Raw genomic sequence first — 11,639 nt, 5'->3', positions numbered from 1 at the left:
GGATTATGCGGGAACGGCACTGGCCGACGAACGGCGCCCGGGCGGCGCACGACCCACGGGAAAGCCCGATACGGGACATCCCCGGGGACTAATCGGCGGGACGGTGGCCGAGCGCGACGAAGCGTTGCAACCCTTTGCGCCAGGAGCGCATCGATAAGAGATGATTGCGTCTGCAAGGCGCCGTCCGGAGGACGCCGCCGCCGGCCCATCCGGCGGCACCGCCCGAACAAGGAGAGTTGCTGCAATGCACCACCCGCCCGTCCGGCCTCTGTCCTGTTTTCGCGCTATAGTCCAGTCTTGCCCGGGGTCTACCCCGGGTCCGTCCGAGGATTCCGCCATGTTCCGGATCTGCCTGTGCCTGCTGATCGTGGTCGCCAGCTCGACCGTGGCTGCGCGCGAGATCAAGCTCAGCTCCGCCAACAGCGGCAGCTGCCCGGAAGCGTCCTCGATCGCACGCGAGAGCGCCCGCTCGAATCCGCGCGCGACCGCGCCGGCACGCGACACCAAGCCCGCCCGCCCCAGCGTCCACAGCGACGCGAGCAGCGGTCGCATGCAGTCGCCGCGCTGGCACAGCTTCCTGCCGGGCATGTTCCGCTGATCAACGCGCGAGCGTCGTGATTTGCTAGGACTGTTCCGGCGCCTGCGGTTTTCGCCCGCTCCGATTCCCGATGACATCTGGCACGCCGCGCATGCGCGCGTGCCTTGGTTGCGCGCGCTCGATCCCGCACGCGATGCGCGCCTGCGCGAACTCACCGCACGCTTCCTCCATGAAAAGACCATCACGCCCGTCGGTGATCTCGTGCTCGACGACGCGCAGCGCTGCACGCTTGCCGCGGTGTGCTGCCTTCCGCTGCTGGAGTTCGGCGCGGAAGGACTGCGCGGCTGGTCGCAACTCATCGTCTACCCCGACGCGTTCCGCGTGAATCGCACGCATGTCGATGCCGCCGGCGTGCTGCACGAGTGGCAGGACGAATTGATCGGCGAGGCCTGGGAAATGGGGCCGGTGATCCTGTCGTGGGCCGACATCGTGGCCGATTGCGAAGACCCGCGCGCAGGCTTCTGCGTCGCCGCGCACGAGATGGCGCACAAGATCGACGTCCTCGACGGCGCGCTCGACGGCACGCCTCCGCTGCCGCGTCCGTGGCAGAAGGAGTGGGCGCGCGACTTCCAGGCCGCCTACGACGCGTTGTGCAAGCAGGTCGATCGCGGACGCGAAACGGGGATCGACGGCTACGCCGCCGAAGCGCCCGAGGAATTCTTCGCCGTCGTCACCGAGTACCACTTCAGTGACCCGCACCTGCTGCGCGCACAAATGCCGCAGGTCGCCGCGCACCTGGAACGCTTCTACGGCCCCTCGCCTTTCGCCTGAGCGTCTTACAAGCCCGGCGGCAAAACCACTTCGAACCGCGCGCCGCCCAGTTCCTGCGAGCGGCTCACGTCGAGCGTGCCGCGATAGCTGCGCACCACGTCCTGCACGGTCGCCAATCCGATCCCGTGCCCCTGCACACGCTCGTCGCCGCGCACGCCGCGCTGCAGGATCAGATCGATCTTGTCTTCCGGCACGCCGGGGCCGTCGTCGTCGACGGCCAGCAGCAGGCCCGGGCGACGGTTCGGCGCGATCTCGCCCTCCTTCACCGTGAGCAACACGCGCGAGCGCGCCCACTTGAAGGCGTTTTCCAGCAGGTTTCCCAGCACTTCCTGCAGGTCGCCCGGCTCGCCGTAGAACTTCACGCCCTCGTCGATATCGAATTCGCAGATCACGCCCTTGGCGGCGTAGATCTTCTCCAGGCTGCGCACGATCTGGTCGGCGTAGGGTTCGATCTCCAACGGCGCGGCGAACAGCACATGGCCCGAGCGCGCGGCCCGCGCCAGCTGATACGACACCAGATCGCTCATGCGGCGCACCTGCGTGTCGATCTCCTCGCGCAGTTCCTGCACCGGGACGTCCTCGCCGACGCGCGCGCGCAGAACCGCCAGCGGTGTCTTCAGGCTGTGCGCGAGATCGGCCAGCGTATTGCGCTGGCGGTCGAGGTTCTCGCGCTCGCTCTCGATGAAGGCGTTGATGCTCTCGGTGAGCGGTTCCAGCTCGCGCGGATGGCGTCCGCTCATGCGCGAGGCCAGGCCGCGCTGCACGCGCTTGAGTTCGTCGATCACGCGCCGCAGCGGGCGCAGGCTCCAGCGCAGGATCACCGCCTGCAGCAGCATCAGGATCAGGCCCGCGCCGCCGAGGTAACGCCACAGGGCCTGGCGGAACACACTCACCTGCCGGCTCAGCGCGGTCGTGTCCTCCAGCACGTAGATCGTGTACGGGAATTCCGCGCGCGCATCGTCGCTGCCGGCACTCCAGATCAGGCCGCGACCGTAGCGGTACGCCTCGCCGGCCTTGCCGCTGATTTCGGTGATGGGCAGCGCGCGCTCGAAGCTTTCCTCGTTGGGCTCGAGCATCTTGCCCGCCGGCAGGATCGGCCCCTGCGCGGAAGTCGAATCCCAGTGCCCATTGGGCAGCACGACCTCCGCGTACAGGCCGCTGCCGGGACGTTCCAGGCGAGGATCGACGGTTTCGTAGGGCGGGATGAACTCGCCGTTGCGTGCGAATTCACCGCCGGCGACATACGCGAGCGCGAGGCTGCGCAAGCGCTGGCGCATGTTGCTCTCGGCCGTTTCCAGGAACGCGCGGTCCAGCGCGTAACCCGCCAGCGCGAGGAACGCGATCAGGCCCAGGCTCGCCGCCAGCAGCTGGCGGGCTTGCAGCGAACGCGGCTGGCCCCAGCTCATGGGCGACCGGCCAGGCGTCCGGCGTGGAAGGAAAGGATCGGCGACGGCATCGCCGCCAAGGGTACCCACCGCGCCGCGCGTTGACGATGACTCGCCGACGCCCGGCGCTGCTGGCTCATCGAATCCGTGCGCTGGTGCTTATTGCTCTCCGCTGCGCGCGATGGCGAAGCGGTAGCCACGGCCGCGCACCGTCTCGATCGGCTTGAGCGAGCCATCGGGATCGAGCTTCTTGCGCAGGCGGCCGATGAAGACCTCCAGCACGTTGGAGTCGCGGTCGAAGTCCTGCTGGTAGATGTGCTCGGTGAGATCGGCCTTCGAGACCAGTTCGCCGGCATGCATCATCAGATATTCGAGCACCTTGTACTCGTAGCTGGTCAGGTCGACATTGCTGCCGTTGACGCTCACCGTCTGCGCGGCGAGGTCGAGCACGACCGGGCCGCACTCCAGCGTCGGCTTGCTCCAGCCGGCCGCGCGGCGCACGAGCGCGTTGAGGCGGGCCAGCAGTTCTTCGATATGGAAGGGCTTGACGAGGTAATCGTCGGCGCCCTGCTTGAGGCCCTCGACCTTGTCCTGCCAGCTCGAACGGGCGGTCAGGATCAGCACGGGGAACTTCTTGCCTTCGTCGCGCAGGGCCTTGATCAGCTCCATGCCCGACATCTTCGGCAGGCCCAGGTCGATGATGCCCAGGTCGAACGGGACTTCGCGGCCCATGTACAGGCCTTCTTCGCCGTCCTGGGCGGCGTCCACGGCAAAGCCTTCCCGCTTCAGGCGGGCGGCGAGGGTTTCGCGCAGCGGAGCTTCGTCTTCGACCAGCAGAATTCGCATGTTGACTCCAATGTCTGTCGTTCTGTCCCGGCCGTAACCGGGCTCCGGAGAGCGTGGCGGGTCAGTCGTCGTCGCGGCGTGTAGGGGGTTCCTGCTGCGGGCGATCGCGCGACTGCGGATCATCCATGTAGATGCGGACCCGGCCGCTGGAATCGACCACCTTCACACGGTTCACGTCACGCCCGTCATAGGGCACCCGCTCCGCGCTCAGGACCTGGCCGCCCGTGCGGCGTTCGACCCGACGCACCGAATCGGACAACGCCTGCCGGTCGTTTCCGCGCTCGTGTCCCCGGCCGCCACGATCATGGTCACCCCGATCCTGCGCCCAAACCATGCCCGCCGTCGCCATGAGCGCGGCAAGCAGAAGCAGGGACATCGGACGGGCTGACGGCATCTTCATCGAGGTTGGGCACACAAGCGAGGCAATATCGCACGGCCGTGCGACAGTGTGCATTCTCAACCGAAGCGGTGAATCCGGTCTGAACTTTTCCGATTGCCCATGGCCGGCATTCAGACCCTGCCGCGTGGCGACCCTGCCTGGGCGCGCTGGACTAGTAGATCTCGCCCACGCAGCAGCGCAGGGATCCCCCGCCGGCCTCGATGGCATCCAGTCCCACGGTGCGCACCTGAAAGCCCGCAGCGGCCAGCACCTCCCGATTGCGCGGAGCCAGGGCGTCGGCGGCCCGGGCGCTCATCCACACCGTGTCGCCCGACAGGGCAATCGCATTGCCGACCAGCGCCCGGTGCTCCCGCTCCGACAGCTGCACCACGTGCGGGGTGTAGAAGTCGGCGATGGCGCGTGCGATCGCCGGGTCGGCGAAGCCCGGTTCGCTGATGATCGCCGCCCGCCCGGCCAGCACCGACAGGACCACGTTGGTGTGGTACTCCCCCGGCGCCAAGTCGAACAGCAGCGTCGCGCGCAGGCCCAGCGCTTCGTGCATCAGCCGGGCGCCGGCTTCATCGCAGCGTTCCGATAGCCCGCATAGACCCAGCCCGCGGGCCCGGTCGATCACCAGCGCGCCCGTCAGCTCGCACGGGTGCGGCTGCAACGACAGGTCGATCTCGGCGTAGTCGAGGACTCCGCCGAAGAAGCCGCGAATGTCGGCCCGCTCGGCCTCGCGCTGCCGCACGGGGTGGCGCATGCGCCCCACCACGTAACGCCCGGCCGCGGTGGCGAAGACGTTATTGGGAAAGACCGCATCGGGCGTGGCCGGATCGCCGGGAAAGCACACGGTCGGCAGCACGTCCGAAAGCGCGCGGTGCAACGCGTGGTGCTGGTCCGCAGCGCGTGCGGCATCGAACCCGGCCGCCTGCGCCATGTAGCGGTTGTCCTGAGCGGACTGCTCGGCCAGGCGGAAGCCGTCGGGCGCCACCAGGAACGCGGCTCGCGCCGTCGCCGGGCCGAAGTCGTGCGCAAGCGCCTGTGCATGCGCGAAAAACGCCTGCGCATCACGCGTGATCATGCTGCGTCCATCCGCTCGCCGGCAAAGGACTCGGTGACCTGCAACGCATGTTCGACCAGCGACCAGTCCGCCCCCGGCTTGTGCGCGCCTTCGCTGAGCACCTGCCGGAACGCACGCCCGCCGCGCTCGCCGGCGAACAACCCAAGCAGGTGGCGCGTGATGTGCTTGAGGAAAACACCGCGTGCAAGCTGATCCTCGACATAGGGACGCAGCGCGCGCAGAAGATCGCCGCGGCTGCGCAATTCGCCGCCGAACCAGGCGACGTCGAGGCGATGCAGCAGGTAGGGATCGTGGTACGCCGCGCGGCCGAGCATCGCACCGTCGGTATGTGCCAGATGCGCGGTCGCCTCCTCCTGGGTGGCGATACCGCCGTTGACGACGATCTGCAGATGCGGGCGTTCGCGCTTGAGCTGGTACGCCCAGTCGTAGCGCAGCGGCGGGACCTCGCGGTTCTCCTTCGGAGACAGCCCCTGCAGCCACGCATTGCGCGCATGAATCACGAACATCCCGCAGCCCGCCGCGGCGACGGTGTCGACGAAGGTGAGGAAGCGGCCCCAGTCGTGGTCGTCGTCCACGCCGAGGCGGCACTTCACGGTGACCGGTACGTCGCAGCTTTCGACCATCGCCGCGACGCTTTCGGCGACCAGCTGCGGCTCGCGCATCAGGCACGCGCCAAAGCGCCCGGCCTGCACGCGATCGGAGGGGCATCCGCAGTTGAGGTTGATCTCGTCGAAGCCATGTTCGGCGCCAATGCGGGCCGCCTGCCCGAGCAGCTCCGGCTCGCTTCCACCCAGTTGCAGCGCGACGGGATGTTCGACCGCATCCATCGCCAGCAGCCGCGCGCGATCGCCGTGGATCACCGCGTTGGCATGCACCATCTCCGTGTACAGCCGTGCATGCGGCGCCAGCAGCCGGTGGAAGACACGGCAGTGGGTGTCGGTCCAGTCCATCATGGGCGCAACCGACAATCGGATAGCTTGCGGATTCAACAATTTCTGTTTACTTACAGTCACTTATGCTGCTCGATTGATCCTGCACATTCCCGAAAATTCCCGTCATCTCCCAGCCTTTGTGTACCATTCGTGTACCACCTTCACCTGGCACAACGATGGCGACCTTTCAGCAGCGCGGCGATCGGTGGAGGGCTATTGTCCGCCGAAAAGGCTTTGCGCCCAAATCGCGGACCTTTCCGACGAAGAGTGCAGCCCGCACCTGGGCGGATCGAATTGAGCGCGAACTAGCGGACCAGGAAGCTCGAGGTGTCGCCGAGCATGACGGAGCCACCGTCGCGGAGCTCGTGGATTGGTACAGCACGTACGTCGGCCAATTGAAACGAATCAGCCTCACTCAGCGGGGAAATCTGTCGAGGGTCAAGGAGGGACTTGGGGACAAAGTGGCCAGCAAGCTCACAGCTGCGGACGTCATCGAGCACACGCGGAAGAGGCGCCAGGGCGAGCACATCAACAAGGATGGGCACCGCGTGCCAGCCTGCGGTGGCGCCACTATGAATGTCGAACTGGGCTACCTGTCCGAAATGCTCAAGGTGGCCAAGTCGATGGGCAAGCTCACCTTGCCCCACGACCCAGTGGCCGAGGCACGGCCTTCGCTGCGCCTAGTAAAACTGGTTGCCAAGTCGGTCAAACGCAACCGACGCCCAACCCCCGAAGAGCTTTCGAGATTGAAGGCGCATTTCGAGGCCAATGCTTGGCGAATGAAGCTGCCAATGGCCGACATAGTCGACTTCGCCATCGGAACCGCCAAGCGCGAGGGCGAAATCACGAGACTTCTTTGGGAAGACTTGGACGCGCCTACCAGAACAGCAGTACTTAGAGATGCAAAGCACCCGCGGGCGAAAGAGGGGAATCACAAGCGCTTCCCCTTGCTCGCCGACATGTGGCCCCTAGTCGATCGCCAGCCCACGAAAGATCGACAGAGAATCTTCCCATTCAAGCCCGATTCGATCGGGACAGCGTTTCGGCGCGCATGCATCGCTCTTGGAATACAAGATCTTCACTTCCACGACCTTCGGCACGAAGCGACGTCCCGCTTATTCGAACAAGGGTACAGCATCGAACAGGTCGCCACAGTCACGTTGCACGAGAGCTGGCAAGAGCTGAAGAGATACACACAGCTACGCCCGGAGAGCCTGCATAGGGACTGATTGTCGCCGGTGGCTGCTTCCAGTCGGGCACTCCTTCGTCAAGCATAGAACGATTAAGGTCGCCCTTCGGATACCGGATATCCGCTTCGAGTCGAAGACGGACCTTACATTGATTCGTCGTGCCTCCGCGCCCAATGCCCGCTATCGGCCAGAAGCGGACATTGCTCAGAGATCCGCAGCGTCCTCAGCGAGTGACCAGTCCTTCATGTCTGGGAGCACGCGCGCCCTGACAAATTCGAACACGTCTTCGTAGACGTCGCTAACGATGTTCCACGTACGGGGCGATGCCTGATTGCTTTCGCCAAAGACTGGATGAAAGTAAACGACCTGATCTGTGATCTGGCCATTCACCACCAACAGCCCCGCAAAGTCGTCGCAGTCCTGCTGACTGGCAAAAACAAAGACTTCGCCGCCGCTTACGTCTTCGCGCTGGAAAGCGCGGGCCGCGAACTCAAAGTCCGAGGCGTCGGAAAAGAAATGCCATGGCGTGAACTTGGCCAAGCCCTGATTAAGGAACCAACGCAGGGCGTTTGGCCAGGTCGGATCAATCTTGCTTCGTTCCATGACGTTGCGTGGTCCGTATGTCCGCTATGGGTCGGAAGCGGACATTAGCAGCCCGGCCGCATGCCGTCCTGGCCGAACGTCCGGTATCGGCCAAAGCGGTCATTCAGGCCGACTTCGATTGCTGGTTCAGAGGATGGAACGAAACGTGCCGCCTTCCACCCGGACCGCGGCGCCGTTCGATGCGGCGCCCAAGGGACTTGCAAGCAATGCCACCATCGCCGCGATCTCGTCGGCTTCGATCATGCGTGCGATCAGCGAGCTGGGACGGTAGGTCTGGAAGAAATGTGCTTCGATCTGCGCGTCGGTCATACCGGGACGCGGCGCGGTCTGGCGCAGGTATTCGACGATGCCGTCGGAGCGGGTGGCGGACGGCAGAACGCTGTTGACGGTGACGCCGGTGCCCTTCGTCAGCTCGGCCATGCCGCGCGAGACCGCCAGTTGCGCCGACTTGCTAACGCCGTAATGCACCATGTCCGGCGGGGTGAACGCACCGACTTCGCTGGAGACGAAGATCACACGGCCCCAGTTCCGTTGCAGCATGCGCGGGAAGTAGTGGCGCGACAGGCGCACACCGGACATCACGTTCACCTCGATCATGTGCAGCCAGTCCTCGTCGCTGATCTCGGCGAAGGGTTTGGCTTCGTAATAGCCCAGGTTGTTGATCAGGATGTCGGTGTCCTGCTGGGCTGCGATCAAGGTGGCGGCGCCCTCGGCATTGGCGAGATCCGCGACGATGGTGGCGACGTGGCGGTCGGGAACGTCCTTGGCGATATGCGTGGCGGCGCTGTCGAGTTTTCCCGGATCGCGACCGGTGAGCGTGACGGCCGCGCCTTCGCGCGCCAAGGTGCGAGCGATGGCCAGCCCGATGCCGGCGGTGGCGCCGGTGACCAGAGCGGTTTTTCCGGTGAGCTGAAGATCCATGGTGGTTTCCTTGGGACAAGGCGACGGCGTGCGCGCATCCACGGGGGCGCGCGGTCGATGTAGAAGGTCCAGATGGGCCGTCAGCTCGAGCGACACGCGGCGCTACTTCAGGCGCTTGAGCAGTTCCTGCGCGACGCCGAGCGCGGAGGCGGGGTTCTGGCCGGTGATCAATTCACGGTCGACGACGACGTTGGACGTCCAGGGCGCCTTGTTGCTCCGGTACTGCACGCCAGCCTGTTCCAGCGCGTCCTGCGGGTAGAACTTCATTTCGCCGCCACCCAGCTGGGCTTTGGCTTGCTCTTCTTCCTGATTGCTGATGACCGTGACGCGGTAACCGCTGTAGATCCAATGCGGTGCGCGGTTCGGCTGGCCGGACTCCAGCGCGGCCACGAATCCGTTGCTGTCGGGCAGCGTCGACAGCAATGCAATAGGGCCGTGGCAGACCAGTGCGGTGGTCTTGTTGCGCGCATGGAAGTCTGCCAGCAGGCGACCTAGCGCCGCGCTTTTCAGCAGGTCCTGCATCGGCGCGTGGCCGCCGGGAACATACACGGCATCGAATTGCCCATAGCCTTGTTGTTCGATGCGGGCGAGGCTCACGACGGGGGATGTTTGTTTCGAGGTCAACGCAAGTTGATCGAGCAGTTCCTGGTGCACCTTCAGTTTCGCGACGTCGTTGCCGAAGTACATCGCGTCGATAGAGTTCGCATCGACCGTCGGTGCCTGCCCCGTCGGCGTGGCGAAGGTCACCTGATGACCGGCATCGAGCAGCAGCTTGACCGGTTGCATCAGTTCGTTGAGGTAGAAGCCGGTGGGGAAGACCTTTCCGTCATTCAGGTCCAGATGATCGGAATCGGACAGTACGACCAGCACGTGGCCGGCCTGGGCCGTGGAAGCCGCAAGGCTCAGGGCCATCAGGATCGCGAGTTTGTGCATCAGCTTGTTCATTGGGGACCTCTTGGAGATTTCATCGGGTGGCTTCGCGTTCGCCGCGAAAGCGGCCCGTTACGCATGGCTCGACCGGCACCGGTGGCCCTGCGTACGGCGTGGGAGGCCCACTGTATTGAGGCTATTCGCGGCGATAAACTGGCCCGCGGGAAAAACATTTGTTCCATCAAGGACAAGATGAGCCGGAAATTCGACTACCTCGGGGACGTGGAGGCCTTCATCGCCGTGGTCGAGCACGGCTCCTTCACCGCGGGGGCGGTGGCGCTATCGACGACGCCGTCCGTGTTGAGCCGGGCGATCGCCAGGCTGGAGGCGCGCCTGGGACGTCAGTTGCTTCAGCGGACCACGCGTCGCCTTGGCCTGACCGAAGCCGGTAGGCTGTACCTGGAACAGGCACGCTCGGCCTTCGCCCTGCTCGATGAGGCCGAGCGCGACGTGCAGGGTCAGGAAGGCGAACTCACCGGACGCGTCCGGATGAGCGTGCCGACAACCTACGGGCACTACCGCCTGCCGCCATTGGTGGCCCGCTTCGCACGGCAGTATCCGCGCGTCCAAATCGAACTGAACATCACCAACCGCAATGTCGACCTGGTGGCGGAGGGCTTCGATCTGGCCATCCGACTCGGTCATCTGCCCGACAGTGGTCTGGTTGCGCGCAAGCTTCAGGACGAATCGCTGCTGTTGGTCGCATCGCCCGCCTACATCGAGCGAGCCGGTGCACCGCGGACGCTGGAGGACTTGCGGCAGCATGTGTGCCTGCCCTTCGTCATGCCGCGGACCGGCCGCCTCGCGCCGTGGGTATTTCGGGATGGCGGGCACGACGTCGATTGGCTGCCGACCTCGCCCATCGAAATATCGGACGACGTTCTGGGCGTGGTGTCGTTGGCCGAGCAAGGCGTCGGCATCTGCCAGAGCTACGAGTTCATCGTTCGCGACCGGATGGACCGCGGCCAGTTGGTTGAACTGCTGCCCCAGCTGCGCGGACGCACCCGGCCGTTCTCGGTCGTTTACGCTCCGCATCGCCGGCAATCCGCAGCGGCGCGCGCCATGATCGAGCTGCTGACGGAGGTTGATAATGCGGCTTGATCCGACGAGGGGCACCTCGAGCCTGACTCTCGTACGCAGCGCGCACCCGCGCCGTTTCCGACGTCCGCTATCGTCGCACGCGAACAATAGTCTTCCGGGCAGTGCAGGTTTCTATTAGGGAAGTTCTCGGACTGAGGTCGTTTGCACGGCTGTTTGCCTTCGAGCATGTACGAATGTTCGGGTCATATTCTTTGGTGGTCAGAAGAGCCGAGGGTAGAACGCTCGGCTGACAGTAGAGCTGCCGAATACCGGCGTCTCCACGCGCTATCGATGAGGCGCCTGGCCGAAACCGGAGAGCCTGCCCGAGCGTCCGTCGGGCAGACAACTCCAGCGTCAACTGCACCGCAGCAGCCCGGGGACGCTAAACACTGTCAGCGAATCCTGTTCACGCGAGCTTTTCGGGAGCCAGCTGCTTCAGGAGCCCGTAGAAATCGAAGTACGAGTCGGCCCGCATGATCTTCCCGTCCTTGAGGCGGTAGACGTCGCAGAAGTTGACCTGCATCGACTTGCCGCTCGGCTGCAGCTCACCGGCCGGCGAGTTAAAGACGCCCCCGTGCGTGCCGCGGCCGATGCCTTGCGCGATGACATAGTCCTCGAGTGCGACCAGGCTGCGAACCTCGCAGGTGGCGTCCGGGAAGATATTGAACCAGCTCTTCCACGGATCGATGATGGCGTCGACGCCATACGTGGTGTAGTTGAACGGCACATCCAGCCACTCGCTCTCGGGCGCGCCGAAGTCGGCGATGGTCTTCAGGTCCTTCTTGTTCACTGCCTCGTACAGGCCGCGGATCAGTGCTTCGTTGGCGATGTTCGTCATGACACTCTCCTGGTTTTTTGGCGGAATGATCTCGCCGCGCGAGACCGTGAGTGCATGCTAGGCCTACGACCTCGCAGTGCTA

At 65.0% G+C, this 11,639-nt stretch carries 13 protein-coding genes; 4 read left to right on the top strand and 9 right to left on the bottom strand.

The window, feature by feature from the left end; translation table 11 throughout:
- Positions 1 to 337 precede the first annotated feature (337 nt).
- Together AAFF32_RS06815 and AAFF32_RS06810 are read left to right on the top strand one after the other, a co-directional pair.
- Entirely contained in the window at positions 338 to 598 is a 261-nt protein-coding gene (locus AAFF32_RS06815) for a DUF3827 domain-containing protein (protein ID WP_216960837.1), read from the top strand.
- A 63-nt stretch (positions 599 to 661) separates the two neighbouring features.
- The gene (locus AAFF32_RS06810; protein ID WP_342317244.1) at positions 662 to 1,369 is read left to right on the top strand and encodes a M90 family metallopeptidase; all 708 of its coding nucleotides are present in this window, start codon (positions 662 to 664) and stop codon (positions 1,367 to 1,369) included.
- A 5-nt stretch (positions 1,370 to 1,374) separates the two neighbouring features.
- On the opposite strand, the gene AAFF32_RS06805 is transcribed toward AAFF32_RS06810, so the two are convergent.
- The 5 genes from AAFF32_RS06805 to dusA all read right to left on the bottom strand — a co-directional run bounded on the left by AAFF32_RS06805 (position 1,375) and on the right by dusA (position 6,076).
- Complete coding sequence (locus AAFF32_RS06805; protein ID WP_216960840.1) at positions 1,375 to 2,775, bottom strand: ATP-binding protein; 1,401 nt, start codon at positions 2,773 to 2,775, stop codon at positions 1,375 to 1,377.
- Between the two features lie 138 nt (positions 2,776 to 2,913).
- Positions 2,914 to 3,600 (bottom strand): response regulator transcription factor, encoded by a 687-nt coding sequence (locus AAFF32_RS06800; RefSeq protein ID WP_216960843.1) that lies wholly within the window; start codon positions 3,598 to 3,600, stop codon positions 2,914 to 2,916.
- A gap of 61 nt (positions 3,601 to 3,661) precedes the next feature.
- Positions 3,662 to 3,976 (bottom strand): hypothetical protein, encoded by a 315-nt coding sequence (locus AAFF32_RS06795; RefSeq protein WP_254200203.1) that lies wholly within the window; start codon positions 3,974 to 3,976, stop codon positions 3,662 to 3,664.
- A 175-nt stretch (positions 3,977 to 4,151) separates the two neighbouring features.
- Positions 4,152 to 5,063: an arginine deiminase-related protein gene (locus AAFF32_RS06790; RefSeq protein WP_342316898.1), complete on the bottom strand. Its 912-nt coding sequence runs from the start codon at positions 5,061 to 5,063 to the stop codon at positions 4,152 to 4,154.
- A complete protein-coding gene (dusA, locus tag AAFF32_RS06785) occupies positions 5,060 to 6,076 on the bottom strand; it encodes a tRNA dihydrouridine(20/20a) synthase DusA (protein ID WP_342316897.1) in 1,017 nt (338 codons plus the stop codon). Before dusA ends, AAFF32_RS06790 begins: the two co-directional genes overlap by 4 nt.
- A 95-nt stretch (positions 6,077 to 6,171) precedes the next feature.
- Between dusA and AAFF32_RS06780 the strand changes: the two genes are divergently transcribed.
- The gene (locus AAFF32_RS06780; RefSeq protein WP_342316896.1) at positions 6,172 to 7,224 is read left to right on the top strand and encodes a site-specific integrase; all 1,053 of its coding nucleotides are present in this window, start codon (positions 6,172 to 6,174) and stop codon (positions 7,222 to 7,224) included.
- A gap of 165 nt (positions 7,225 to 7,389) precedes the next feature.
- Here AAFF32_RS06780 and AAFF32_RS06775 read toward each other — a convergent pair whose 3' ends face one another.
- The 3 genes from AAFF32_RS06775 to AAFF32_RS06765 all read right to left on the bottom strand — a co-directional run bounded on the left by AAFF32_RS06775 (position 7,390) and on the right by AAFF32_RS06765 (position 9,654).
- A complete protein-coding gene (locus AAFF32_RS06775) occupies positions 7,390 to 7,788 on the bottom strand; it encodes a hypothetical protein (protein WP_216960852.1) in 399 nt (132 codons plus the stop codon).
- A gap of 126 nt (positions 7,789 to 7,914) precedes the next feature.
- Positions 7,915 to 8,805 carry an SDR family oxidoreductase gene (locus AAFF32_RS06770; protein WP_342316895.1) on the bottom strand — a complete coding sequence of 297 codons (891 nt, stop codon included), beginning with the start codon at positions 8,803 to 8,805 and terminating at the stop codon, positions 7,915 to 7,917.
- 6 nt (positions 8,806 to 8,811) lie between these two features.
- On the bottom strand, positions 8,812 to 9,654 hold the full coding sequence (locus AAFF32_RS06765; protein WP_342316894.1) for a type 1 glutamine amidotransferase domain-containing protein: 843 nt from the start codon (positions 9,652 to 9,654) through the stop codon (positions 8,812 to 8,814).
- Between the two features lie 177 nt (positions 9,655 to 9,831).
- On the opposite strand from AAFF32_RS06765, the gene AAFF32_RS06760 reads away from it, so the two are divergent.
- Entirely contained in the window at positions 9,832 to 10,740 is a 909-nt protein-coding gene (locus tag AAFF32_RS06760) for a LysR family transcriptional regulator (protein WP_342317242.1), read from the top strand.
- A gap of 385 nt (positions 10,741 to 11,125) precedes the next feature.
- On the opposite strand, the gene AAFF32_RS06755 is transcribed toward AAFF32_RS06760, so the two are convergent.
- Positions 11,126 to 11,557, bottom strand: a complete 432-nt coding sequence (locus tag AAFF32_RS06755; protein WP_342316893.1) for an ester cyclase — start codon at positions 11,555 to 11,557, stop codon at positions 11,126 to 11,128.
- Positions 11,558 to 11,639: the final 82 nt, after the last annotated feature.

It is taken from the genome of Lysobacter sp. FW306-1B-D06B, assembly GCF_038446665.1.
GTDB lineage: Bacteria > Pseudomonadota > Gammaproteobacteria > Xanthomonadales > Xanthomonadaceae > Lysobacter_J.
This window is presented reverse-complemented; position numbering and strand designations above follow the sequence as displayed.

Excerpts from the sequence above, each read along its gene's own strand:
- AAFF32_RS06815 (WP_216960837.1), top strand. The coding sequence starts at position 338 with ATGTTCCGGATCTGCCTGTGCCTGCTGATCGTGGTCGCCAGCTCGACC.
- AAFF32_RS06805 (WP_216960840.1), bottom strand. The coding sequence starts at position 2,775 with ATGAGCTGGGGCCAGCCGCGTTCGCTGCAAGCCCGCCAGCTGCTGGCG.
- AAFF32_RS06800 (WP_216960843.1), bottom strand. The coding sequence starts at position 3,600 with ATGCGAATTCTGCTGGTCGAAGACGAAGCTCCGCTGCGCGAAACCCTC.
- AAFF32_RS06795 (WP_254200203.1), bottom strand. The coding sequence starts at position 3,976 with ATGTCCCTGCTTCTGCTTGCCGCGCTCATGGCGACGGCGGGCATGGTT.
- AAFF32_RS06790 (WP_342316898.1), bottom strand. The coding sequence starts at position 5,063 with ATGATCACGCGTGATGCGCAGGCGTTTTTCGCGCATGCACAGGCGCTT.
- AAFF32_RS06780 (WP_342316896.1), top strand. The coding sequence starts at position 6,172 with ATGGCGACCTTTCAGCAGCGCGGCGATCGGTGGAGGGCTATTGTCCGC.
- AAFF32_RS06775 (WP_216960852.1), bottom strand. The coding sequence starts at position 7,788 with ATGGAACGAAGCAAGATTGATCCGACCTGGCCAAACGCCCTGCGTTGG.
- AAFF32_RS06765 (WP_342316894.1), bottom strand. The coding sequence starts at position 9,654 with ATGAACAAGCTGATGCACAAACTCGCGATCCTGATGGCCCTGAGCCTT.
- AAFF32_RS06760 (WP_342317242.1), top strand. The coding sequence starts at position 9,832 with ATGAGCCGGAAATTCGACTACCTCGGGGACGTGGAGGCCTTCATCGCC.
- AAFF32_RS06755 (WP_342316893.1), bottom strand. The coding sequence starts at position 11,557 with ATGACGAACATCGCCAACGAAGCACTGATCCGCGGCCTGTACGAGGCA.